Below are 26,593 nucleotides of genomic sequence, written 5' to 3' on the forward strand. Positions count from 1 at the left end.
AGCCGTTCGCAAGGCCAAGAGATATTTGTGACTACCCTAAATGCCCGCCAACAAGAAGCTGTGAAATACATTGACGGCCCCTGTCTGGTTCTGGCCGGCGCTGGCAGTGGCAAAACCAGTGTAATCACCCGCAAAATCGCCTACCTGATCGAGGAGTGTGGCTATTCGGCCAGACACATCGCAGCCGTAACCTTCACCAATAAAGCCGCACGAGAAATGAAAGAGCGGGTTGGCAAACTGGTTAAAGGCAAAGCTTCTCACGGCTTGATTGTCTCGACCTTTCATAACCTCGGGCTGAACATCTTGCGCCGGGAACACAGGCAGCTGGGCTACAAATCCAACTTCACTCTGTTTGACTCCGAAGACGCCCGCACTCTGATTAAAGAAATCATGCTCAAGGACGCCGATCTGGACGGCGACTTACTAGACAGCGTACAGAACCAGATCTCCAACTGGAAAAGCGGGCTGATCGAGCCCACGCAAGCATTGGAATCTGCCCAGAGCCAGGGTGAGCAAACCATGGCCCTCATCTTTGAGCGTTATAACAAAGCCCTCCAGGCATACAATGCCGTCGACTTCGATGACCTGATTCGCCTGCCCGCGATGCTGCTCGCAAACAACGAAGAAGTACTTAACCGTTGGCAGCAGAGAGTGCGCTATTTGCTGGTGGACGAATACCAAGACACCAACTCCTCTCAATACCAACTGGTGCGAATGCTGGTCGGTGAAAAAAGCGCCTTAACTGTCGTCGGAGACGATGACCAATCTATCTATGCCTGGCGCGGCGCGCGGCCAGAAAACCTGGCTTTACTCAAACAGGATTTCCCCAACCTGCATGTGATTAAGCTTGAGCAAAACTACCGCTCAACCGCTCGCATATTAAAAGTGGCCAATACCCTGATCGCCAACAACCCCCATGAGTTCGACAAAACCCTGTGGAGTGACCTGGGTATGGGCGAGCCACTTCGATTGATTCGCTGCAGCAATGAAGAAAGTGAAGCCGAACGGGTCGCCACTGAAATATTGACGCAAAAGCTGCGTCGACAAGCCAAATTCCGCGATTTTGCCGTGCTTTACCGCGGTAATCATCAAGCCCGCTTAATCGAGCTGAAACTTCAGCATCACCAGATCCCCTACAACATCAGCGGCGGCACCAGCTTTTTCTCCCGTGCGGAAATTAAAGACATCATGGGTTACCTGCGCTTGCTGGTAAACCCGGACGACGACAACGCCTTCCTTCGCGTGGTCAACACCCCCCGGCGGCAAATCGGTACCGGCACCCTGGAAGCACTGGGTCGCTATTCGACGGAACGGGAAATCGGCTTATTACACGCCTGTGAAGAGGTAGGGTTGCAGGCTGTCATCCCCAAAAAAGGGTTAGAGAAAATTCGCGAATTCGCCGGATGGATCAGTCGTGTCAGAAATAACTGCCACAACAACAACCCGGTCGAAGCCATTCGCGAAATGATTGGCGACATCGACTACGAAAGCTGGCTCTACCAAAATACCAGTTCCGCCAAAGTCGCCGAAAAACGTATGGAGAATGTGTGGTTTCTGGTCGAATCGATTAAATCCACCATCGACAAGGACGAAGATGAAAACATGGAAAACGAGGAGAAACTCAACAAGGCCATCGCCAAACTGGTGTTGATGGACTTACTTGAACGTCAGGAAGAAGAAGACCTGACGGACAGGGTACAGCTCATGACCTTGCACGCCTCCAAAGGACTGGAGTTTCCACATGTATATTTAATGGGCATGGAAGAAGAACTGCTCCCGCACCGCAACAGTATTGAAGAAAACAATATCGAAGAGGAACGACGGCTCACATACGTTGGCATCACCCGAGCCAAGAAAACACTGACCATGACCCTGGCGGGTACACGCAAGCAGTTTGGCGAGAAGTCCGAAACCACCCCCAGCCGGTTTTTGGATGAACTTCCAGAAGAAGACATCGAAGCCGAAGGCTTTGCTAAAGCCTGCCCAATAGAAAATGAGAAAAAAGGGCAGGAAACCATGGCAACCCTGATGAACCTGTTTGACTAAATCTCCCTCGCAGTGAGTACATACTTACACACAACAAACTAACCGACAGGCAAAGCAGTTCTGCTCATGGGCGACTTCAGTACAAACGAAGAATGCACACCGCTCACCCCTTCAATGGTGGTCAGCTTGTTCAGCAGGAACTGCTGATAGGCATCCATATCTTTCACAATCACCTTCAGTAGATAATCCGCCGCCTGACCGGTAATCAGATGGCATTCCAATACCTCGGCAAACTGGCTGACTTTTTTCTCAAAGGTTTCAAACCTGTCTGGTGAGTGTTTGTCCATGCTGATATGAATAAAGGACATCAACGTCAGCCCCAGCTTTTTGGCATTAAGCAAGGCGACATAACCATCAATCAACCCGGCTTCCTCCAGCGCCCGCACCCGGCGCAAACACGGGGAAGGAGAAAGACTGATACTGTCCGCCAATTCCTGATTACTGACCCGCCCGTTTTCCTGTAAAACCTGAAGGATCTGCTTGTCGTATTTATCCAAATCCATATCCGCTACTCCATATAAATAGATTTATGCCATAAAAATTAAGCTTTCAGCAATAATATTGCTCATTTAATTTATTTTGAAGTATTTTCGCAATTTTATAGCGGCTACTTCTCTTTATACTGGTCAGCAATTGAAGCACACCATGCCCCTCGTCGCTAAACAGGTAACGTTCGGGCACAACAGGAATACTGGAGCCGAACATGCTTGCCAACCCCGCAGAAAAATACCGCCCTTTTCAAGGCATCCAACTTACGGATCGCCAATGGCCGAGTAGAACCATTACCCAACCTCCCATATGGATGAGTACGGACCTGCGTGACGGCAACCAGGCACTGATCAATCCGATGTCCATCGAAACCAAAATGCGCTTCTTTAAAGCACTGGTGGCGATGGGCTTCAAGGAAATCGAAGTAGGCTTCCCTTCTGCCTCCGACATCGATTTCCAGTTTGTTCGCCAGCTCATCGAGCATGGCCATATCCCGGAAGATGTCACCATCGAAGTACTAACCCAGGCACGCAAAGAGCTAATTGAAAAAACCATTGATAGCCTGCAGGGTGCCAAACGGGCCATTCTGCATGTATACAACCCGCTGGCTCCCGAGTTTCGCCGAATTGTCTACAACACCGATAAGGCCGGCGCAAAAGCCATTGCCGTGCAAGCCACCCAATGGAGCAAAGAACTGACCGCTCAACACCCCGAAACCGAGTGGGTCTACCAGTATTCACCGGAAACCTTCTCCAGTACCGAAGTGGAGTTTGCCAAGGAAGTGTGTGACGCGGTGATTGATGTATGGCAACCCACCCCCGAACACAAAATGATTATCAACCTGCCCGCCACCGTGGAAATGAGCACACCGAACACCTTTGCCGACCAGGTGGAGTGGATGCACAGAAACATCAATAAGCGGGATTCGGTGATCATCAGCGTCCACCCTCACAACGACCGAGGCACCGCCGTAGCGGCGGCGGAACTGGCAGTAATGGCCGGCGCTGACCGGGTAGAAGGTTGCCTGTTCGGTAACGGTGAACGCACCGGTAATGTGGACCTGGTAACCCTGGCCCTGAACCTTTACTCACAGGGCGTCCACCCAAACCTCGATTTTTCCAATATTGACCAAGTACGAAGACTGGTAGAAGAGTGCAACCAGATTCCAGTTCACCCGCGCCACCCCTATGTGGGCGAACTGGTGTACACCGCCTTTTCCGGCTCCCACCAGGACGCCATCAAAAAAGGCTTCGCCCAACAACAAGCGGGCGCAATCTGGGAAGTACCTTACCTCCCCATCGACCCGGCAGACCTGAACCGCAGTTACGATGCAGTAGTGAGAGTCAATGCGCAATCGGGTAAAGGGGGGGTGAGCTACCTGCTACAAGCCGAAACCGGACTGGAACTGCCGCGCCGCCTGCAAATCGAGTTCAGCCGAATCGTACAAGCCGTAAGCGATGCCACGGGTAAGGAAGTCACTGGCCACGAAGTGGCGAAACTGTTTGGACAAGAATACTTCGATGCAGTCACCCCCTTTGAATTCACCAGTTGCAGCTACCTGCAAAAACACAGTGAACAGATGGAAGTCAGCATTGAAATATACGATAACCAGAAGCAAGAAATCATTAGCCTCCACGGCACAGGCAACGGGCCAATCGACGCTACCGTCAACGCCATCAACGCGTTTACCTCTTATAACGTAGAGCTTGTGGACTATCACGAACACGGCATCGGAGAAGGCTCGGACGCAACCGCGGTAACCTATGTGGATGTAAAAATTAATGGCAGCTCAGCAACCTTTGGTGTAGGCAAGGACGCCAATATTATTCATTCCGCCATAAAAGCACTTGTAAATGGCATTAATCGATTTCAAACAAGCCAGGAAAAGGTTGAATCACACAAAGCAACAGCTGAGGCCTGAACAGCACGAACATAAACAGCAGACATAAAAAAACCGCCATAACGGCGGTTTTTTTTCAGGCAATTCCTCTTACTTGGAATTGTTGATCATATAGTCAACCGTTGCCTTTAGGTCATCATCGGAACAGTCGAAACACAAACCTTTTGCTGGCATGCCGTTGAAGCCGCTGATAGCAGATACATACAAAACATCTACGCCTTTAGCAATACGTGGTGCCCAGGCAGCAACATCACCTAATTTAGGCGCATTCGCCGCACCTGTTGCATGACACGTTGTACACTTTGATTTGTAAATATCTTCGCCAGAACGTGCACCACCTGCACCCGCCGCATCGCCCGCTGGCGCCGCCGCACAATCTTCACCTTCCATACAAAGGTCGCCCACAGGCTTAACACGATCTTCAACAGTTTCAGCTGTTACCAATACCGAAGCTGCAAGTAACAGGCTTGCCACCCCTGATAAAATATATTTCATAGCAATTCACCCTAATACAAGTCGATAGTCATTATTTTAAACCGGCCGGATTATAGCCGAAGCTGGAACAAATGTCCGTGGGACATAGACGTATAACAAAATCAGCGGTATTATTCCCGCCCTCGCTGTCGAGCGTAAACCGCTGCAAAGCCTAATCGCTCACAAAACAAACAGCGAAATCAGCCGCAGCTCAGCTGGGTGAGGTAAGCGGAAACGAAGCACCGCTTCGTGCGCAACCGAACGACAATAATCTAGGATTATTGGACGGACCTTCGCACAGCGAAGGGAGTAGGTGCAGTGCAAAGCACTGCTAACCTGACAAACAAATAGAATTTAGATATACAGCTTTAACATACACCCGTAGCTCAGCTGGGTGAGGTAAGCGGAAACGAAGCATTGCTTCGTGCGCAACCGAACGACAATAATCTACGATTATTGGACGGACCTTCGCACAGCGAAGGGAGTAGGTGCAGTGCAAAGCACTGCTAACCTGACAAACAAACAGAATTTAGATACACCGCTTTAACATGCACCCGTAGCTCAGCTGGATAGAGTAGGTGGCTTCGAACCACTTGGTCGGGAGTTCGAATCTCTCCGGGTGCGCCATATAAGAAAACCTCGTTTGCGAAAACGGGGTTTTTTTGTATCTAAAAATCAGAAAATGGAAATGGCCTGCAAGCCTGATAAACAGTGGGATTAACCCGTTTATTCAGCTTGAAAGCGCTAACCAAATAAACCCAATAAGCCAACGCATACCAACTTTACCTTCCCGATTTTTGCACACACTCATCAAAAGAAATTCACCCCTTGTGTCCAATTTGTGTCCACCCTTTATGACGCCTTTAATTTCAGTAACGTCAGGGTAGGCGTATTTCCGTTTACATCCAGAATTTTATTACTTGCGTCAATCAACTCTTGAATTTCAACAGCCGAATAATGCGTAGTAATATCGTGGTTGGTGTGCCCAAGTAAAACTCGTCGAGTTTCATTAGTAAGGCAATCCTTCTCAAGCCCCGACTAGGTTCCTACCTCTCCGGGGTTATTTTTTGCACGAATAATATAGCTTCTCAGTTGCATGGCACCACACCAATCAACAGCAATCCACTAAGCTCTAATTTTCACAGTAAAAAGCAGAAAGAACGCTATGAAACTGCATATTTTATTTGCCATTTTTACCGCAGCACTTCTAAGTAGTTGCGGCGGAGGCTCTACGAAAACTTCAAACGAAAATCCTGGTTCTAGCTCGTCATCAACTTCAAGCAGTTCCAGCTCCTCAAGTAGCAGTTCTTCCTCTTCAAACAGTTCGTCAGGTATGGCCACCACACCAGTTGAACGTTATGGAAAGCTTTCTGTTTGTAACAGGGTAATTTGTGACAGCGCAAACAACCCTATCCAACTAAGAGGCATGAGTACCCACGGTTTACAATGGTACGGATGGAATAACTGTTTAACTGAAGCCTCGTTGGACGCACTTGCTTACGACTGGGAAGCAGATATATTACGTATTTCCCTGTATGTTCAAGAAGGCGGGTATGAATCCGACCCAATAGGCTTTACCACTCAAGTTAAAACCTTAATTGACGAAGCGACCGACCGTGGGCTCTACGCACTTGTAGATTGGCATCAGCTCTCCCCGGGAGATCCTAACGCGAATTTAAATAACGCAGTTACTTTTTTTACTGAAATTGCAAATACATATAAAGACCACACTAATATTATTTATGACGTAGCAAACGAACCCAACAATGTTTCCTGGGCCGATATACGTAGCTACGGCGTAGAAATTATTCCTGTTATCCAAGCGATTGATAACGACGCAATAATATTGATTGGCACACATGGCTGGGCATCGTTAGGAGTTTCTGATGGCAGAACCGCCCAAGATATAGTTGATGACCCGCTACCCTACGATAACATCATGTACACATTCCACTTTTACGCAGCCTCTCACGGTCAGGCGTATAGAGACAATCTAATCTGGGCAGCAGATAGACTCCCTATTTTTGTTACCGAGTGGGGCTCACAAGCTTATACGGGCGACGGCGACAACAATTTTGTTAGCACCCAAGCTTATCTCGATATACTCGACGAGAAAAAGATAAGTTGGACGAATTGGAACTTCTCGGACAACCACCGAACAGGAGCCGTTTGGAAAGAAAATACCTGCGTAAAGGATGGCCCATGGACTACCGATAACCTGAAAGAAGCCGGGTTATGGGTACGCGAAAAAATGAAAAACAGAAATTAATATAAAGGGGCGGTCTCGACAAGCACGTCTTTTAGCAGAGTTTAATACCGTCCAATCCGCGACTTTTTATGTTATACGTCCGAGGTGGTGTAAGCGCTCTCCACTCGCTCCACTTCCTTGAGCTTTTTTAAACCTAAGTCTACGCTCTATCACTCGCAAGGTGCTTACTGCTTTTTCACCACAACACTTATTGTCCTCTCCATCTTGATTCTGTTCAGAGCAGGAATTAAAAGTAGAATCATGCGGCTAAACAAAAAGCGAGTGTACATATACCAAGAATAGGATGTGGCTTAGCAGGCGGGGGTGGTCGAAAATCGAACCCATCATTCTTTCTCAATTGAGTTCTGTGCAGACTGTTTGTGTTTATAATTTTTAAGCTCCTTTCAACGGAGCCCAAACTTAAGAAGGGGCCAGAGGCCCCTTTTTAAAATAGTGAATTCACCACTTAGATAGTACAAACAAACGTCCATGAACCATCGCTACCTGGAACAGATTGTGTCCACCAGTTAGCTCGGTAAACCGCGCCATTATCAGACATCAGGTCGCCACCAGTTGCGTGGCTTGGATTACCTGCCCAGTCACTTTGAGTCCAATTCGGGTAGGCATTTACAGTTGTTGTATCAATACCTTGCGCGGCACAGTCACCCGTTCCACCAGAAGAAGAGCTGCTGCTCGAACTGGAACTGCTGCTGGATGAAGAACTTGACGATGAAGAACTGCTGCTTGAGCTAGAGCTGCTGGAAGAAGAGCTTGATGATGAGCTGGAGGAAGATGTTGCACAAGCATCTGCCGCGGCAAGATCCCATGCGTAAGTCCACGCCCAACCTGTTCCTGGTGCGTATGCGCCACCAGAAGAACACCAGCCTGCTTGCTTACATACGTAGTTTTGGCCACCATTAGTGACAACGTCACCGTTGTTGTAGGTTGCACCATCAACATATATTGGACAGCTGATGCCGCCAGAAGAAGAACTGCTGGAAGTGCTTGAGCTGCTACTAGAGCTGGAAGAACTGCTTGAGCTGGATGATGAACTGGAGCTGCTGGACGAACTGCTTGCCCCCCCACCATTGTTCGTCACGGTGGTTTCAGCCCTGCTGATCAACTCGTGCTTGAGCGCCTGGGCATCGTACATGCTCTTGAAGTTCGAGACTTCTGGCAGACGCTCATTGCGATAGAGGTCTTTGATGAAGCCATGAGCCAGAGGCTGATAGTTGAGTTCGACACTTACGGTCAAGTTTCCAGGAGCTGTGACCGGGATGCGATAGGTGACTTCGTCAACCCCTAGATTGAAGTTTCCGTCACTATTGGCGGCACCAAACACGGCGACATCCTTTGGTACCTGGGCTTTATCGAAACCCTGTGGCGTCAATCGGTTGTCCTTCAGGTATTGAGCTGCACGCAACAGAGTGTAGGTGGGCCTACCATCCGAATCACCCATGATGGTCTCATAGATCTGCACTTGATTGGCAGCGCTGATCAGATCGTAGTGGGGCTCTATCGCCGACTGGTCAGCATCATTGTCTGCGCCTACGATTGAACCATCGGAGTTCATCGCGCCAGACTCAAACACTATGCTGCCATTGCTATCGGTCACGGTGAAGTGCAACCACATGCGGCGAGAAGGGTAGGATGTAGGCGCTTTGTGGCCTGAGAGGTTTGTCAGTTTGACCTGAGCTTCCAATACCCCACCCGTCACACTAGCGGATACGATTTCGGTACTCACCGCACTTTGCAACATAGCCCGTGCACGAGTAATGCTGGTATCCATCCCTTGACTGATCACATCCAGACTCGTGGCGTTGTCACGCAACATGGTGAGCATTACGGTGTTGGCACCGACCAAATGGTGTTTGGCGAATCCCTCTTTGGCTGCCAGCCAGCCAGGGCGGTTAGAGACCTTTGACGTCGTCTTAGGCATATGACAGCTCTGACAACTGGCTGGTGTGCTGCCCGTATCAGCGAAGTTTGAGTTCTCCCATTCGGTATAGGGCATCTGCTCAGGGAACTCGCTATCGGCAGTGGTGGTCATCAGGTTACCATCAGCGTCCACATAGGGGGTTTTGAGATTGTGACAAGTTGCGCAAAGCTCGGAACTGGATGTATGCGCGCTGTAAGTCGGGGTGTAACCCGTATTATTGATCATCGGCTGGGGAACAATATCGGCGAACTGGCCGTAGATGGTCTTAGTATCGTTGATGGTGTAGTTGCCAGAGAAACCTTCCAAGGTACCCAGAGAGGCATTGTCGGTCACTTGGTGACAGAGGGTGCAGCTTACCCCATTCATAGCTGCATCGTGCATCGAATGGTTTTTATCCAGAACACCGTTGGCCCCAAGCAGAGTTATCTCACCGCCCTGAATCTTGGTAATCTCGTAATTAGCCATAGGAGCGTGACACTTGGAGCATTTGTCGTTGATCACCGGGGCAAGATTTGCGTTGCGCTCAAGCTCAGTAGCAACCTTCGCCCGCCAGAACGGGTCTTTAGCAGAATTCGCCATCATCGATGCGCCCCAATCTCGCACGATGGAGACATCCTCACCACTGGTATCCGTGAGATTGTCGTGACACGAAGCACAATTGCCCGAGCCGGAGAAGTGAGAACTGGTGAAAGTCGTGTTCTCTGCCTGAACACTTTGTACAGTTACTAACCCAAGTAATAACGTGTACATCAATTGTATTTTTGACATGATTGAAGTTCCTGAATTATTGATTTTATTATTGGTATATTTGAAATCCCTTATATACTACTGCTTTTCGTCTGTATATTCGAAATCTCTTATATATTACTGCTTTTTTTATTGGTATACAAAAAGTGTGTGATTTGACACAAATATCAGGAAAAACATGGCCACTTGGAGGCCAAATAGAGTCACCGACAAAGGGTTCAGTGCCCACCCCTAAACCCTTCCCCCGGCTACCCCCAGGGTTTTGAACAACATCTATCAGAAACTATGAAAACCAGAGAAGGTCAGGAGGGAATCCACAAGGAGTTAGAGAACATGAGAGAGGAGCTTAAGCACCTCAAGAAAGCATCAAAAGAGAATGTGGATGATGACCCCAGCGGCAGACTAATCAGTCCTAATAAAATTCAGATACATAGAGTACCTAAACGCGATGACGATCGCTGAACAAGCAACGCTGGAAGCTAAGGCTAAGCTTAAGAAGGACAAACAGAAAATCTAAATCAGAAATATCGGTTGGATTTTCCTGGGCTAAACGGGCAATGGGCGTCCAGCTAATTTTCTGATGTAGAAATATTTTAAAAATAATAGCGTCGAACCATCTGATCGGGAGTTCAATCAATTTGCCAAGCAACCCAAAGAGAGAAACAATCGGAAGTGTCGAGTTAATCTCTTCGAATACTCTTATCCCGTTTAGACTTAATTTCAGCCACCTTAGCGTCAATAGCGTCTTGTCTTTTTTGTGCAAGACGCTCACTTATCTCTTGCAAGCGATCTTGGCAATTACGGTTGATTCTCATTGACTGCATGATGAATGCCACTAGCGGCACGCCAAAAACCAGCAGTATTATCCAAGTAAGCACTTACAACTCCTTCTAATATACAAAACATAACGAAAAGCTGTTTTCCAAACCTAACAGTCTCTACTGAGCCGGAATAAAAATATAAACTATTCGGACGTATATCTCTCCGCTCTTGAATACCTTCTAACCAAAATTATTTGCTCTAATTCCAGTAGATACATGTTTTAGTTTTAAACTTATCGTTTTCTTTTACTTCCTTAGTAAAGGCTGCTCGGAATCGTATTCCCCGGAAAGAATCGAAAGCAGGATTTGTCAATTGCCATTTTTCTTTTTCAAAACACTCCTTTTTACTCTCCGCAACACAATATAGTATTGGCGCTTCATACCCCTTAATTTTGTCGCAAAGGTAGCTTTGCAATATGCACACATCAGACTTACTCATACTTGTTGTAAACAACACACCAGGTAATATGTTGCACTTTTGATTTCTATACTGTTCGGAATATTTTTCAAATGAAGCATTTTCAAATTTCTTACTTATGCTCTCGAAGTCATATTTGGCAACTTCTTTATCACAATCTTCATGATTTTCCCATTTTTTCATACTTTCCGAAAGAAAGTGTTGTTTTCCAGCAGGATCAGCAGCAACTCCTTTTTTGTCATCATCTATAGTTCTCTCTACTTCACAAGTTGCAATTTCTACGTACCGATCCAACTCTGAAACATATGCAATATAATTGTACGAAGAATTGTCATAACTTATTGGATGAGCCCACTGATCCTTTTTTATAAGGGTGTCAATATAACTATCAGATACTTTCAGCTTGCAATTACTTTTCCCTTTTAAATCAGTAACTTTTTTGGGCCTGACAAATACTTTCAACAAATTGTCAATCATTCCATATAGCTGTTTAGGTGTAGCTCGTCGGAGAGAGAATCCAAAAAACGTTTTTGGATGAGCACTGACTTTATAAATCTCTTCTTTAGACATATGGCTATTGTATTTTACGATCAAGCTCATTGTAGGGTCAGCACAATCCCCAAACACTGAACCAATTACAGCTGTTGGATAAAGACCATCAGCAATCATCATCGACTTAGTTTTTTTATACTCACATTTTTCAGCAAAAACAGGCAAAGAAAATCCGACAGCAACCGAACAAAATAATAGAGTTTGAACCAAGCAAACAATAGATTTCCGCAGGTTGATTTCTGACTGCACAGGTATATCCACTTTCATACTGAATCTCTTGACGATTAGAACGGCCGATATAAGGACAAAACAGACAATACCACTAAACCCGAGAACAATAAAATTGGTTCGAATCTATGCGGTGAAAAAGTTAGGTTAGATGAAGGAATGATCAGCTTTCACAATAGAAAAGAAGGCGGGCTTTGCGTTCGAGTGCAATTTCCGCTTATTTAATTCAAATTCTCATGTTTAATAAAAGGAGGTTCACTATTAGCAAAACGACTTACCGCTTCGGGTAACGTCCCCCACTTTTTATACAGGCTTCCATTGTCGAATAATGGGGTGTAATTTTTAGTCCGCGCATAGTAGGTGCCACCTGGCGGATGACATATTCCACTTTTGCTTTTTTTAACAGGAAGGTCGTTTGCAATAGCCGGAAATGCAAAAAGGCTTGCAATCAGAATTAAACATGCCGTTTTGTATAGTCTACTAGTCATTTAAGTATTACTTTATTTAAAACTGGGTATCTTTTTAGGTTAGCCCATATTTTTTACGCCAGTCACCATAAAACGCCGTTTAGTTTTGCACAATATGGATCGGATAAGTATTTGCTGAGTTTATGCCGGAAGAGTAAAGCAGCCCAGTAAAACTGAGCTGCATTATTATTTGAGGTTTAGGCAAACATCATTTTAATTAGTTACACGCGCCCACAAGTTGCCATGCCTGCTGCCATGCCCAACCGGTACCGGGCGCATAAGGGCCACCAGTAGAACACCAACCGCCTACACTGCAGCGGTATTCACTCCCGTTATTCTGCACCACATCACCCGAACCATAATTCGCACCGTCCTGATACTGCGGAGAGCTGCATCCACCGCCCGAACTTGATGAGCTTGAAGAAGAACTACTGGACGAACTGCTTGAAGAACTGGATGACGTCGAGCTGCTACTGGACGAGCTTGAGCTGCTACTTGAACTGGATGACGAAGAACTGCTGGAGCTAGAGGAGCTGGACGAACTGCTGCCACACGCACCTAAATTATTCCACGCCTGCCAGGGACCAGAGTTATTTGCCGGTTCCGATGTGGTCCACCAGTTAGCTTCGTACAAGGTGTTGGCCTGCACGGCTTGCTGCCCGGAGGTATAGGTTTTTCCAGATTGCCATGATGCAACCCCAGTGCAGTTCCCTTGTCCACCGGATGAACTCGACGAACTACTTGAAGAGCTGGATGAACTGCTGCTCGAACTGGAACTGGAAGACGAGCTACTGGAAGAACTGGACGAAGAACTTGAACCATCGGTCACTTCGAGTGTGAGATTTTTTCTTCCCGCTGCGCCCTGGTTATCAATGACATTTAAGCTAATGGTGTACGAACCTGCCGCAAGGTAGCTATAGTCCACGGTTTTACCCGATGCACTTGCACCATTACCAAAGTTCCAGTTGTATGCTGAGATGCTTCCATCGGGATCATAGGAAGCTGAGGCGTCAAACCGACAGCTTAAGTTTGTGCACTGCGCAGAAAACTCTGCAATCGGAGATTTATTCGATCCACCGCCACTGACACCATCATCTGGAATGCCATTAAAGAACCCCTGAATGCCAGGCCATATGCGTTCTATTTTTGCCCCCTGATTTTGATCAAAGTAACAACCGCCCCAGTGATGCAAGGCCACAACTTTATGGCTTGACGCCGCAAAGACCGGCGAGCCGGATGTTCCGCCTTCGGTATCGCAATAATATCCGGTATCGCTATCAGGTCCGGTGCCATCGACCGTCGGCAACAAAATTTCACAGTAGCCAGAAGCATCACTGTCCGAATAAATGGAAAACATTTTGTATTGGCCAAGAGGGTGGTGGGGGAAGTAAATTCGTTCGCCTTTAACGGGTTGACGCACATCCAAACCCAAGTATCCCAAATGCGCCATTTGCTGGTAATTATTCACTTCAAATAAGGTGTAATCTAACCAGTCGTCAGTTTTGAGAATGTTGCCCACCGCCAGCTTAATCGGCGTTTTTTTCTGCGTACCGGCACAGTCTTCATATTCATAATCAAACACCACTTCAGACGCATCTGCTTGGGTTTGATTACGTACGCAGTGGTTATTGGTCATAAAGGTGTTTCCCGGCCCCACTTTCCAGGCGGTACAGTTTTCGCCGTTATGCGTATTAAACCGCGCAATAGGTTGCGCATGGGCATACTCGGTTGGATGGGAAGTTTTATAACAGCCAACAAAGGAATAATCCTTTTGCCCGCATATAGCACGGTCCTGATTCAGAAACTCCACTTCCTCTTCGCTGTAGCCTCGCATAAACCCATCAATAACAACTAACGGCTCCATACCAGGCAGCTTGGGCTTACCGATTAGGCGAAGGCGCAATGTATCACTGCTCATAGAGAGCGCGGAAAAACGCGTTACACCGTTATCATCCCGGTTACTATCCATTGTTTTGCCGGTGTTTAAGCCCGGCCCATAGTGATAGGTTTCGTGGCTACCTGCCACCATGCCGGTATTGGAAGCACCGGTTAGCTCTACCGCCATACCATCAGGCAGTTGTAATGATGCGAAGTGGACTTTGATATAAGCAGAGCCCGGTTCAACAATTTCCACCACCGGATTTTCCAGGGACAACACCTGTTGTGTCGCCTGCCACTCTGCGGATACTGTTGCTTGCCTGGCGAGTACCTGAGATTCGGTATTTACTGATGAGGCTACACTGCTCCCATGTGCCGAACCGACACATGCAAGCATCATGATAGGTAGGATTATTTTCTTCACGCTAATCTCCATTTTTATTCTTGTTACACCCGAAGAAATACCGGGCTAGAGGGGTTCTGGGTTCACAGATACCCCTATGGACGATCAGCAGAGAAAGAACCTCAAGAGTAAAACTTATTTAGGCTTGCTTTCTCGGCTTAAATACGCGCCTACTTGGGAGCCTATTCATAAATATGTTTCATGCCATAGTATTCCAAATGCCATTCTTTATAGAACTCCATGTAACAACGGCCATTTAAAGTCCTTAGTAATTCCAAAGTACACTTTTGAGCGTTGTTTTTGTCTCCCCTTACCGCAGACATAAAAAAATGATTCCCAAGGCCTTCCACCCCAACTCCCAAGGAAACCACAACTCGGCTTCCGTTCTTTTTGATAAAGACGTTGGGGCCGGGCTGAATCAATTTTTCGTATATCGCAATGTGTTTGGGAATTACTTTTATATAATCATCACCCTCTTTTGCTTTATAGCGAAGGGGCTCAAGCGTCCATATTTTAAACCCCTCCCTATCTTCTACAATATAAGGGTAAAGCGCATTCAATACTTCATAGTTGTCTTTAAACCAATCGTAGAAGTAATCATATTTTGGATAAGGCGATTTGGCACACCCAGCGAAAATAAAAATAATAAGCAGGTAAAACGCTGATTTATTCATAACAAAAATTTGTCTAATCTTCAAAACATTGAATAGATGAAATAGTACATACATATCAGTCATATACAATCAAAACATTTTCCATTCTCAAGCCACTTTATTAAGTGCAATTATGTCATTTTCATGAATAGACACTTCGCGCAACATTTCCACAAACACATGGCGAAGCGATAAATACCTGCATTAATTAAATAATCCGGTCACAGACGAACCTTATTCTCCACCACAGATATTCCCAGTATTTTTTATTTGAGATTGGAGCCAATCAATGCGATTTACCTCACCCTATCTGGTTTTGCCTCTTATGACTGTATTGCTCTGCAGCTGCGGCGGAGACGATAACAACAATACAACACACACTGAAGAGCCGACGGCCAAGCCCATCAGCCTGACAATTTTGCATACAAACGACCACCATTCTTATCTGGAAGGTCAAAGCTACCAATTAAAATTGGATTACGATGCACAAGTTGCCGGAGCGGAATCCGTTCGCGTTGATCTGGGTGGATTCTCTCGTATTGCCAGCGCAATTCAAGAGTATCGCAACGACAATACATTGGTATTGAATAGTGGCGAACTTAACGGCACCTTATATTTCAGTTTGTTTAAGGGCGAACCGGATTTCAAAGTGTTTAATTACTTAGGGTTAGACGCGTACGAAATCGGCAATCATGAATTTGATGAAGGTGACGCACGTCTGGCGGAATTAATTGATATGGCCGAATTTCCGATTATTGCCGGCAATATTCATCCAACTGAAGCCAGCCCGTTATATGGTAAGGACATTAAGCCGTATATTATTAAAGAAATTGATGGCGAAAAAGTTGCAGTCATTGGTGTGCTCAAAGTCGAAAAAACTCGCGAATCCTCTCTGGTATCCGATGATGTGAATTTCTCCGATGAGATCGAATCAGTGAAGGAACATATTGCGGACGTTAAACAACAAGGTATTAATAAAATAATTGTATTGAGTCACCTTGGTTATGATTTCGACCAACAACTTGCCAGCAAGGTAAACGATATCGATGCGATTATCGGTGGTGACACACACAATGTGTTGGATTCCACGGGCGAAATCAGCGATATGGGCGTGCACGTCGATGGTGCTTACCCAACATTGGTCGCCAACCCGGAAGGACGCACTGTGTATATCGCCCAAGCCTGGGAATACGCCAAAGGTTTAGGTCGCTTAAATATCGAATTTGATGCGGAAGGTTACGCAACGCAGGTGAAAGGTAACCTTGAATTGCTGGTTGGTAATAATTACCAAGTGTTGGATGCCGAAAGTAAATGGATTGATGCATCCACCTCACAAACCCAGGCAATCGATAATACGATTGAAACATTAAAAACCATTCGCACCATTGAAACAGATGCACAGGTGGAAAATATTATCGCGCCTTACAAGCAACAGATGGAGGCGTTTAAACTTTCCGAGCTGGGAACGGTTTCCAGCACTATGCCGTTTACACGCATTCCCACACCGTTTGTCAACGGAGCTGAACCCAGCGGTAGCTACGCAGCGCAAGTGGTAGCCGATGCATTTTTACAGTACTTACCCAAAGCAGATGTCGCTATTCAAAACGCTGGCGGTGTTCGAGCGGAATTTCCACAGGGGCCATTTACGGTTGCAGACGCCTATGTGATTCTGCCGTTTTCCAATACGGTCATTACACTGGACTTAACCGGTGCAGAAATCGTTCAAGTGCTTAATGAAGCCCTGGATTATGCACAAGGTATTTCCGGCTCAACCGGCGCTTTCCCTTATTCATCACATTTACGTTATGACGTAGCACTTAATGCCCCAGAGGGAACGGGTATCAGCAATGTGGAAGTGAAAGACAAAACCACAGGCGAATGGCAAGCGATCGATTTACAAGCAACCTATACCGTTGCCACTAATTCCTTTACTGGTTTGGGTAAAGACGGTTACTTAACCTTTGGCGTTGTACGTGAAGAAAGGCCGGAGGCTTATGAAGAATCCGATGTTGCGTATGTTGTACCACTTCTTGAATACTTCCGCGAAACATTACCGGCACAAGAACTCCCAGCATTAAATTGGGATGAATACTGCATTAAGTCGGTGACTGACTTGGCGAATTAATTCGTCAAGATTATCTGAACCAAAACAAGCACATGGATGTGCTTATACCTACCTCCGACATACCAGCAATAACCCGGCCTTCGCTTACGCAACATCCCATTCCTCCACGCAAACTTTGCACAACACCACTCTTTTTTATTGATATTCGGTTAAGATAGCCGTAGCTTTATTCCATATTCAAGGAGAGGAGTAGCCAGTGAGCACTCATAATGTAAAAGCACGAAGCGGGTTACGTCTTTTTGTGTTGATTATTTTCTGGACACTTACTCAAGCGGCCTGCGCAACACAGCCTGCGACACCAACCCCACAACTCAGCTCAATAAAAGACCACCCTGGTTTTTCTCATTTCAAATCCACCCTTATCGCCATTGCCCAAGAACGCGCCCCGGAGCAAAAAGGCACGCACCACTTCTTTGTCGCGAAGTATGTCGCCGCTGAACAGCTCACTTATATGTACTGGCTTGAAGGTCGCAAACTTTGGATCTTAACGCCCGGCGGCACAACAGAAGAAAGCTGGCTTGGTATGCGCTACCCGAGTGGGGGCCAGTTATTAGATGTGGATAAGGATGTGGTCGCGACTGAAAAAGAAGTTGGTGGCAGCAGCTACTTAGTCACTCAACCCTGGATGCAACAACGAATTTATGACACTGTTGTTCTAGGAGATCTGATAAAAATTAATACACCGTAATAAGGAAAGCAGAAAAGCAATGGCAAGTTTTACTCGCGTAAATCAACACTCACAACCGCTCGCCAAATTAGACCTGCCCGTTGGCGATAGCCAACGTTTGCATCTGGTAGGCGTAAAAGCTCGTGTCGCAAATGACATCACCTTAACCACCAGCGCTAATGGCGCTACGGCCTCACTTAAGTCTTCACCGTTTGATGGCCCCAAGGGTATTTGGGTTGTCGAATTAAACGGTGTTTCTGCTGGTACGGTTAAGCTTGAAGCCAAGCATGACAATAAGGTCGTTGCATCAGTTGAAATAAAAGTCTTCCAAAAAACATTGGTGGCCTTACCGGATATCAATACCGATGAAGGCATGTTAACTCGATTGTTTCTCGCTGAAAGCGTTAACCCCGGCGATAGCGTTAATTACAAAGAAGCCGATTCAAAAAAATCCATGCTGTGGATGAGAAAAGTAATAGAGAATCGACTCGCCCACGCGACACCCAATATATTTGGTGCAAGGAAGCAACCAAGCAAATCCGGTTTTGTGCTAAAAGATATTGTGATCGCCAAGAATCAATTTCATGGGTTCGAAAAGTACCCAACCCTTGATCCATCTATCAATATTAATCTGAATGGCTTCACCACTATTGCCAATAATTACAGTCACCCCAATAGGGAGAGTTACGCTACATTTATTGCCAATGCCAAAGCCGCAGCGGCAAAAGATGCACTTAAAGGGTTTGTCGACCCATCACCAAAAGGGTTATACGGTTGGCGGACCAAGGGTTCGAGCGAACCAGGTGGGCAGTTTACCTTTTATCAACATCTTGCAGGGCAAACGTTTTATACCCTCAAGTAATGTTGCGAAGCTTTATTGCAGCTTAGGGGTTAACAAGCAATTGGCAAATAACTAACATGCTCACTTTATTTATAATTTGAGCATGTTAGCCAACACCTAAAATTTGTAACTTAATCGCATAGCGGGGATAACTTGTGTTGTTTCTTCAACAATTGGGCTATCCGCGACATCATCAACAAGCTCAATGACATACACTGCTCCTTCAAGCTGGAGATGAGGTGTGAATTGATAAGTTAATGTCAATGTACCGTTATATGCATATATGCCTTTATCGATACTTGTTTCAGCACGGTTTGATGTAACTTCATTTGCTTTAACACCATAGTACGTCGTATTAAATTCTTTACTGCCATAACTTGCGCCCACGGAACCACCCAGCGTTAGGCCAGAATCCTGAAAGGGGTAGATCAAGTTAATTGTGATATCCGACGTTGAACCTTTGTGCACATCGGATACATCATACAAACTCGCCAAGTCCACACTCAAACCATCAACCAACTGGTAGGATATATACGCTCCCAATTCAGTAGCGCCATCAATATCGGCCATACCTTTCAGCACATCACTATCCGAAGAATCCCGACCGAAACGGTAACTAGCTAGTGTGCCGATATTAAATTTTTCACCTAGCGCAAGATTAATTCCAAATACTGCATCCTCCATAAATACGGCGACGTTTTCGCTCAAAGCCAGAAAGGCCTGTATACTCGGTATGACGACAGTTTCATTTTCATCTGCACCGCTGTATTCCGGTGCGGACAGTATCTGCAGACCCAACTGAAAACTGGCGAATTCAATTTCCTCTGCATTTTTACTCACCGTAGCGATCCGTAAATGATCATTTTTCAGTTTTTCTGAGTATACATTTGACGAACACAAGCCCACGCATATAACAGCCGAGGCCATAGTGGGATAAAAGGGTAACTTCATGATCGGACTCCAACTTAAGGTTTAAGAATTATTTGATAAGCATCGCCTTTTTCCTGCCCCTTTATTTGCACAAAGTGAGGCATATCCTTTTCGTTCCTGGCTATCCATAATTCCAGCACCTCTTTTTCATCTGACTGTAAAACATAAACTTCACAGTCAATTTTTTTAGAGTGAACGACGAGCTTTTTTAAACCGACCATTTCAATGTTATAAGTATTAATTGCTAAATTTTCTGTATCCAAAATTCGTATGACACGCAACGTATCACCTTGCTGTCCGGAGGAATAGCGAGGGAAATTTGCCAGTGTCGTGTCAAAGCTTTTTTGCGGGTAACGCGTCCCCTGAAAGTTGATAATGCGTTTTTTAAATAAGGACTGAGATTGCAACATCAGTTGACTGGCAGACAGTGACACCGAAGAAAAAACATTACCCAAACCAGTGAGTTCATCCTCTGATAGTTTGTTTACTTCAGCGTAAAACACATCGGTATTTTGGTTTTTGGCGTCGACCCACAACCAATGAGCTGAACGACCATCAAACACTTTGCTGTCGGAATGGATAAAATCTCCATCTCTAGAAAACTGTTCAGTTTTCATTGAGCTAATTGAGCTTTTTTTCCACAGCCCATCCGTTTGTATTTCAGTTTGTTCAATTATATGAAAACCTCCATTTTGTATATCTTCCATATACACTCGAACGTCTCCAATATCCTTTCCGTTGGAGAACACGTCGTAACTAAATTTGTGACGATTACCCTCTTCGGCAAATGCAACACACACAACATTCAGCAGGCCAAATAACGCGAAAATTTGTTTTTTCATGAATAAGTTTCCTTTTTCGATTGGTAATTTGACCGACAGAAATAACGTTATATATTTTGATATTAATTGTTGGAGGTGATACCACGATTCTTATTGAACTGACCAAGTACAACCGCACCCAACTCCTCACTTATGGCAATGAGTAGAGGAATCAGGATAAGCGTTATACCCGTGGCAAATAATTCACCAAATGCCAAAGACACTGCCGCGGGTATTAGGTACTGCGCTTGCTCTGAGGTTTCGCTCATCAATGGAATAAGACCCGCAATGGTTGTGATCGTAGTCAGGAAAATGGCTTTAAACCGCCCTACACCAGTGTTGATAATTGCCGCATGCAGCTCATGGCCTTCCGCTTTTTCCTGATTAAATCGTGTGATCAACACCAGCGAATCATTCACCACAATTCCCATAAGCGCCAACATGCCAAAGAAAGAAAGCAGGCTAAACGGCAAGCCCATAATTAAATGACCAATTGCCGCCCCCACAAAACCAAATGGCACAACTGAAACAATAATGATCGGTTGCCAATAGGATTTCAGGGGAATAGCAAGCAGTGCGTAGATCAAAATGCAAGTGAAAACAAACGCCCGTACCAACCCCGACTGGAGCTCACCTTCTTGTTCCAGCTCTCCACCGAATTTTATTTCCAGGTCTGGATAGAGTTGCTTCAACTCTGGAATTACCGTTTGCTCCAGGCTTTGCTTGATATCCACGGGCGCCACGATTGATTTATCAACATAAGCCTGGATTCGACTGACTTGTTTGCCATTGTGGCGACCGACGTGATCCGTGGAATAGTAAGATTCGAAGCTGGCAACACTGCTCAAGGGAATCCATTGCTGTCGATCATTTTTGACTTTTGCATTTAGAATATCTTCAAGTGTGTTTCGTGCTTCTTTCGCATTTTTTACAATCACTCGAATCTCATTGGTTTCCCGCTGTATACGCTGGGCTTCTGCTCCCCCGTATCGATAGCCAATTTGCATCGCCAGGCTTTCTTCAGTAAAACCCAGGTGTTTAGCTTCAGGTTTAAGCTGCAAACGAACTTCCGGTCGACCTGCCTTTAACGAGTCTCGAATGCTGCTAATACCGCTCATTTCTTCCAGTGATTGCACAATTTTTTTGCTGGCTTGATCCAGTATTTCCGGGTGCTTGGTTAATAATCGAAGTTCGAATCCGCCAGCCGTCTCTTCGGTACCACTAAAAGATAACTCTGTCGCGCCTTCCAGGTCTCCGACACGTTCCTTCCAATTATTCAATACATCCAGAGTGGTAATGCTCAGTTTTTTCCGTTCAATAGAAGGGGTTAGCTCAGCATATGCCTGAATACTTTGTGGTCCGTTTACTACCATAAGAAGATGCTTAATCGGCTTATGTACTGCATTCGACTGAAAATACTGGTTTACCTCTTCGGCCATACTCTCCAGTTTTTCAGCATGATCGAGTATCAACCGATAGGGCGCACGACTGTCCATTTCCAGATTGACCACAATAATCTGCCCGGGAATGTCGGGAAAAAATACTGTTTTGATTTTCCCTTTAACCATTAACCCCATACCCAAAGTGGCAATGGAAATGAACAGAATACACACTGCGTATTTATGCTTTAGGCAAACGGTTAATAGCGGTTGATAAATACGATGGATGAATTTATCCAGAAAATTCTGCGTAGATGCCTGTAGCATTCGCCAATACTTTAATAACACATTCTTGGCGTTATCCTCACGCTCTTCCATATAAGCAAGGTGCGCGGGAAGAATAAATTTACTTTCGAATAGAGAAAACAGCAGGGTAAAAATAACCACGCCGGCAAAGTTCGCCATGACTTTACCCAAGGCGTTATCAATGAACATCATCGGTAAGAAGGCGGCAACTGTGGTAAGGACACCGAAAACAGTTGCTGCCGCCACACGGTGAACCCCTTTTTCTGCGGCGATTAAACCATCCGTATGAATCTTTCTTTGCTGATAGATGCTTTCGCCAACAACCACAGCATCGTCCACTAAAATGCCCAGTGCAATAATAAGGCCGAAGGTTGTCACATCATTTAGCGAGTAATCTACCCAACTTGTGCCCATGACAGTAAACGCACCGGCAATGGAGATTGGGATACCCATAGCAACCCAAAATGCCAACCTCACCTTGAGAAATAACGCAAGAATAATCAGTACCAGAAACAAGCCTTGAATAGCATTACTTTGCAATAAACCAAGTCGTTCGGAGATATAATCGCTGGAATCCCCCCAGACGCTTAATTGCACACCTTCAGGAAGCTGTTGCTCAAATTCCGCCGTCGATGCTTTTACCGCGCTTGCAATTTCCAAAAGATTTTCTTTTCGGCCAATCAATACTTCCATTCCGACGGATGACTCGCCATTAAAGCGAACAATGATGTCATCTTCCTCATAGTCATCCACTACCGTTGCAATATCCTTTAAACGAATTTTTGCTCCATCTTTGTCAGTTAAAATGGCAATGTTTTCGAAATCTCTTAAAAAGTACGCCTGACTGTCGGCACGTAGCAAAATATTTCCGTCCCGTGTTTTTAAGGTGCCCGCTTGAAACAACAGGGAAGAGGCTTGAATTTTTTCTACAAGGTCCTGGATTGATATATTGTATTTCTGTAGCGTTTCGGGCGTGATTTCAATTCTTATTTCAGGGTTGTACAACCCCCAAAGATTGAGCCTTGATACCTCGGGGAGTGCTAACAGTTTTTCCCTTAGACTTCTGGATAATCGCTGTAACGTGGTTGCATCTGTTTCCCCCCACAATTGAATGTATAACGCAGGAAAATCAAATTCATTACGATAAATAACGGGCTTTTCTGCTTCTCTCGGTAGCGTGCCAATACTGTCCATTCGTACCCGCAAATCGTCCAACAATCTTTGTAAGTCGTATCCGTCATCTTTGCGGACGGATACTGATGACAACCCATCCATTGAGATAGAACGGATTTCCTTAACCCCTTGAAGCCCTTCGAGGGCGTTTTCGATTTTTTGCGTAATATGTTCGTCTACCTGTACGGCATAAGCCTCAGGAAAAGACGTGTCAATAACGATAGTGTCGGCTGGAAGTTTTGGGAAACCTTCTATTCGGATTGAGTAAGCGGTAAAAATCCCTGCGATAATAATTAACGCCATTGTTAAATTGGCGGCAACAGGATTGTGAATAAACCAACGAGTAAGGTATTCCATAATTATTGCCCGCCCGCTAGTACTGAATTATGTTTTTCACCGGTGATACTTTCTAGTGACACCTCTGTCGGATTGACTTGGAGACCGGGTAAAAAATAAGCCAGTGGTGTTACGACCACCCGCCATTCATCGTTTTCTTGAAGTGGTTTGGCTATATGCGGCGTTGAGATAACAGCCCAGGCATCGTCGTAAAATAAAATATCCACGGCGTAACGTTGCAATATGTTCTGCCGGTTAATAAACCAGGCATAGCCATCCCGTCCGATACTGCCTTCTGGAATACGTAAGCTTTGTTCAACGGCAGTCGCCGGTAATTTTACTTTTACGAAGGAACCGGAGCGCACAGGAGTATCGGAATCGTCGTTCACTTGAAGAGCAAGCGAATACAATCGGGTTTCGGGGTTTAGGAACGCGCCGCCTTCACGTATCGTTGCCGTGCCGATTAGCTCTCCATTTTCTGAGTGCAGTTTTGCTTTTTGAGTTTTCCAGTCTTTATTTAAACGCTTCCATTGTTGCTCTGTAAGCGACAGGTGTATTTCGTTCTTGCCCTCACTAATCAGGTCAAATAATGGCGAGCTCGCTTCAACCATTTGACCGAGACTGACATGACGCTGCGTAATGTAACCGGAAAAGGGGGCGCTAATGTGCGTGTATTCCAGCTCTCTTTTTGCCAAAGCCAGCTTTTCTTCAGCAGACTTGAGCGCTTTTTCCGCACGGTGTAGCTGCGGTTTGTTTAACACCAAATCGGAAGGAGTGGTGTTGATTCCCGATCTTTTCCAGCTTTTTATGGCCTGCTCAGTCCGGTTTTTTTCTTGCAAATATTGAATACGCGAATCGGCGAGTAAATATTCAGCTTCGACCAGCTGGGTTTTGTAAGCTTGCGGGTCAATGCTCGCAAGCTGTTGGCCTTTTTGAACAAAGCTGCCAATCGTAATATCGCTTTCAACCGTTAATACTTCGCCATTGACATAAGCCAGTACCGATGTTTGCCAACGGGGCTGGATTTCAGCATAACTGTCAATACTGCCAGTATTAACTCTGGGCGACACAGTAACGAAGGACACTGTAGGTTTTGGTTTTTCCGAATTTTTGGTTTCAACATCGGGCGAGTCTTCTAAAACAGACAACAGCGCAAGTGTTGCGACAAAGCCCGCAATGGAAATCCAGATCCATTTTTTATTTTTTGTCATTGGTTACACCTAATAATTCCAGAGGTTGCCCAATAGCCAATGCCAGGGCAACGCGGTTATTTACATATTCTGAGTGCCGTTGAATCAATTGGCTCTTGGCGTCGAGAGTGGATGTCCGCGACAGCAGGAATTCTTTGATGGAACCATCACCGTTACGATAGGCTTCAACTTGTTGTGCTTGGATTTCCTGAATTTTAATAATTATTTTTTCTTGTCTTTCGATATAACGGCGTATTTCTGATTCTTGAATCAGGTTGACTTCCACTTCCTCAATCGCGTTCGCTACTACATTCTGATACTCCCAAAACGCCGATTCGGCATCTTTCGAAATTCTGTTTGCTTCCGCGCGCAATTCACCACCACGGAAAACCGGTTGAACGGCACTCCCGATTAGTCGCCACATCATGGATTCATCAAATATTTTGCTGAAGCTGTTTGCCGAACGGTCTGCTGACCCTGTGATCGACAAATCCGGCAGCAAAGCTTTGTTAGCCGCTTTGGTTTGCTCATCGAGTACTGCAATTTGTATGTAGGCGGAACGAATATCAGGTCGGTCGGCAAGCTGAAAGGCTTGAATAGATTCAGGTAAGGGAACAAAAGGAAATTCGTTGATATCAAGTTCAATATCAATCGGTGTTTTGGGATGCTTGCCTCTAAGAGTATTCAACGCAAACAGGGTACGCTGTTTTTCAACACCAATTTGGTCCCAGGTATTTTGCGCATAACGCTCAGTATTTTGTTGCTCTATAAACTCCTGGTAACCAATCAGACCATGAACATATTCCTCTTTGGCACTTACTGCTAAATCTTGATATATTTTCAGCTGCTCTTCTGCAACAACATGGCGTCTGGATGCGGATATATAATCGCTCCAGTAGCTAATAGCTTTTGCAATGAGCAGACGTTTTGCCCAGTTTAGTTCGTTCTGTTTTTGCTCTACAGATAATTTCGCTGCTCTCTTTTCATTACGTATTTTTCCCCATAGGTCTAGAGCCCAACGAGTATTTACGCCTAGCTGCGCCTGGTTAGCGACTTCATTATCTACGGGTGACTTTTCTCGTATGTAATCCAGGTTTAAATTTGCCTGAGGAACAAGCTGAGCTCGTTGCACACGGTGTAACATTTCGGCACTTTCTACCGAAGCAACAAGAGCATTTATGCTCGCGTTATTCTCGAGCACTTCAGTAATATATAAACCTAAATCCTCTGGCAAATATGTATCCAAAGAGGCACCGCCGAATAGCACCGTCTGATTTATTCGCTGTTCACTTTTTTCCATAATCTCATTATTCACATCACTGATGTGATTCGAGTTCGCACATCCGACGATACTAACGGTTAAAAAGAGAATGCTAATTTTTTTATTCAAGTAGTCACCTTCTGAGAGCAATATGAATACAAGGCTTGCGTGATACATTTACCAATCACAACATAGTGAACAGTTGTTCATTATTTTTCGCCCTGACTCCAGATGAGTCAACATGATTTAAGTGAACATTTGTTCATTTATTGTTGACTTTTACGCTTTTGATAACAAATAA

General features: G+C 45.5%; 20 protein-coding genes and 1 tRNA gene. 8 read left to right on the forward strand and 13 right to left on the reverse strand.

Annotated features, from left to right (window positions below):
* Positions 1-27: 27 nt before the first annotated feature.
* Complete coding sequence (gene rep / locus P5V12_RS18890) at positions 28-2,046, forward strand: DNA helicase Rep (protein WP_316954632.1); 2,019 nt, start codon at positions 28-30, stop codon at positions 2,044-2,046.
* Positions 2,047-2,084: 38 nt separating this feature from the next.
* On the opposite strand, the gene P5V12_RS18895 is transcribed toward rep, so the two are convergent.
* Entirely contained in the window at positions 2,085-2,549 is a 465-nt protein-coding gene (locus P5V12_RS18895; protein ID WP_316954633.1) for an Lrp/AsnC family transcriptional regulator, read from the reverse strand.
* Between the two features lie 200 nt (positions 2,550-2,749).
* Between P5V12_RS18895 and leuA the strand changes: the two genes are divergently transcribed.
* Complete coding sequence (gene leuA, locus P5V12_RS18900) at positions 2,750-4,456, forward strand: 2-isopropylmalate synthase (RefSeq protein WP_316954634.1); 1,707 nt, start codon at positions 2,750-2,752, stop codon at positions 4,454-4,456.
* 69 nt (positions 4,457-4,525) lie between these two features.
* On the opposite strand, the gene P5V12_RS18905 is transcribed toward leuA, so the two are convergent.
* Positions 4,526-4,936, reverse strand: a complete 411-nt coding sequence (locus P5V12_RS18905; protein WP_410483347.1) for a c-type cytochrome — start codon at positions 4,934-4,936, stop codon at positions 4,526-4,528.
* 523 nt (positions 4,937-5,459) lie between these two features.
* Between P5V12_RS18905 and P5V12_RS18910 the strand changes: the two genes are divergently transcribed.
* A tRNA-Arg gene (locus tag P5V12_RS18910) sits at positions 5,460-5,536 on the forward strand.
* A gap of 538 nt (positions 5,537-6,074) precedes the next feature.
* Positions 6,075-7,178, forward strand: coding sequence for a glycoside hydrolase family 5 protein (locus tag P5V12_RS18915; RefSeq protein WP_316954636.1), 1,104 nt, complete (start codon positions 6,075-6,077; stop codon positions 7,176-7,178).
* A 445-nt stretch (positions 7,179-7,623) separates the two neighbouring features.
* Here P5V12_RS18915 and P5V12_RS18920 read toward each other — a convergent pair whose 3' ends face one another.
* Positions 7,624-9,864: a cellulose-binding domain-containing protein gene (locus P5V12_RS18920; RefSeq protein WP_316954637.1), complete on the reverse strand. Its 2,241-nt coding sequence runs from the start codon at positions 9,862-9,864 to the stop codon at positions 7,624-7,626.
* Positions 9,865-10,176: 312 nt separating this feature from the next.
* Between P5V12_RS18920 and P5V12_RS18925 the strand changes: the two genes are divergently transcribed.
* The gene (locus tag P5V12_RS18925) at positions 10,177-10,305 is read left to right on the forward strand and encodes a hypothetical protein (RefSeq protein WP_316954638.1); all 129 of its coding nucleotides are present in this window, start codon (positions 10,177-10,179) and stop codon (positions 10,303-10,305) included.
* A 218-nt stretch (positions 10,306-10,523) separates the two neighbouring features.
* Here the strand turns inward: P5V12_RS18925 and P5V12_RS18930 are convergent, their stop codons facing one another.
* The 5 genes from P5V12_RS18930 to P5V12_RS18950 form a co-directional block, all read right to left on the reverse strand.
* Positions 10,524-10,721 carry a hypothetical protein gene (locus P5V12_RS18930; RefSeq protein ID WP_316954639.1) on the reverse strand — a complete coding sequence of 66 codons (198 nt, stop codon included), beginning with the start codon at positions 10,719-10,721 and terminating at the stop codon, positions 10,524-10,526.
* A gap of 142 nt (positions 10,722-10,863) precedes the next feature.
* A complete protein-coding gene (locus tag P5V12_RS18935) occupies positions 10,864-11,901 on the reverse strand; it encodes a hypothetical protein (RefSeq protein ID WP_316954640.1) in 1,038 nt (345 codons plus the stop codon).
* A 182-nt stretch (positions 11,902-12,083) separates the two neighbouring features.
* Positions 12,084-12,350: a hypothetical protein gene (locus P5V12_RS18940; protein WP_316954641.1), complete on the reverse strand. Its 267-nt coding sequence runs from the start codon at positions 12,348-12,350 to the stop codon at positions 12,084-12,086.
* Positions 12,351-12,546: 196 nt separating this feature from the next.
* A complete protein-coding gene (locus P5V12_RS18945; protein WP_316954642.1) occupies positions 12,547-14,631 on the reverse strand; it encodes a PKD domain-containing protein in 2,085 nt (694 codons plus the stop codon).
* A gap of 161 nt (positions 14,632-14,792) precedes the next feature.
* Complete coding sequence (locus P5V12_RS18950) at positions 14,793-15,347, reverse strand: hypothetical protein (protein WP_316954643.1); 555 nt, start codon at positions 15,345-15,347, stop codon at positions 14,793-14,795.
* A 205-nt stretch (positions 15,348-15,552) separates the two neighbouring features.
* On the opposite strand from P5V12_RS18950, the gene P5V12_RS18955 reads away from it, so the two are divergent.
* The 3 genes from P5V12_RS18955 to P5V12_RS18965 all read left to right on the forward strand — a co-directional run bounded on the left by P5V12_RS18955 (position 15,553) and on the right by P5V12_RS18965 (position 18,917).
* Entirely contained in the window at positions 15,553-17,388 is a 1,836-nt protein-coding gene (locus tag P5V12_RS18955; protein WP_316954644.1) for a 5'-nucleotidase C-terminal domain-containing protein, read from the forward strand.
* Positions 17,389-17,584: 196 nt separating this feature from the next.
* Entirely contained in the window at positions 17,585-18,076 is a 492-nt protein-coding gene (locus P5V12_RS18960) for a hypothetical protein (protein ID WP_316954645.1), read from the forward strand.
* Positions 18,077-18,095: 19 nt separating this feature from the next.
* Entirely contained in the window at positions 18,096-18,917 is an 822-nt protein-coding gene (locus P5V12_RS18965) for a hypothetical protein (protein WP_316954646.1), read from the forward strand.
* Between the two features lie 96 nt (positions 18,918-19,013).
* Here P5V12_RS18965 and P5V12_RS18970 read toward each other — a convergent pair whose 3' ends face one another.
* The 5 genes from P5V12_RS18970 to P5V12_RS18990 form a co-directional block, all read right to left on the reverse strand.
* Positions 19,014-19,847: a MipA/OmpV family protein gene (locus P5V12_RS18970; protein WP_316954647.1), complete on the reverse strand. Its 834-nt coding sequence runs from the start codon at positions 19,845-19,847 to the stop codon at positions 19,014-19,016.
* 14 nt (positions 19,848-19,861) lie between these two features.
* On the reverse strand, positions 19,862-20,668 hold the full coding sequence (locus tag P5V12_RS18975; protein ID WP_316954648.1) for a hypothetical protein: 807 nt from the start codon (positions 20,666-20,668) through the stop codon (positions 19,862-19,864).
* 62 nt (positions 20,669-20,730) lie between these two features.
* On the reverse strand, positions 20,731-23,862 hold the full coding sequence (locus P5V12_RS18980) for an efflux RND transporter permease subunit (RefSeq protein ID WP_316954649.1): 3,132 nt from the start codon (positions 23,860-23,862) through the stop codon (positions 20,731-20,733).
* A gap of 2 nt (positions 23,863-23,864) precedes the next feature.
* A complete protein-coding gene (locus P5V12_RS18985; protein ID WP_316954650.1) occupies positions 23,865-25,052 on the reverse strand; it encodes an efflux RND transporter periplasmic adaptor subunit in 1,188 nt (395 codons plus the stop codon).
* Entirely contained in the window at positions 25,039-26,421 is a 1,383-nt protein-coding gene (locus P5V12_RS18990) for a TolC family protein (protein ID WP_316954651.1), read from the reverse strand. Before P5V12_RS18990 ends, P5V12_RS18985 begins: the two co-directional genes overlap by 14 nt.
* Positions 26,422-26,593 lie beyond the last annotated feature (172 nt).

Origin of the sequence: Teredinibacter sp. KSP-S5-2, assembly GCF_032773895.1 — a bacterium.
GTDB lineage: Bacteria > Pseudomonadota > Gammaproteobacteria > Pseudomonadales > Cellvibrionaceae.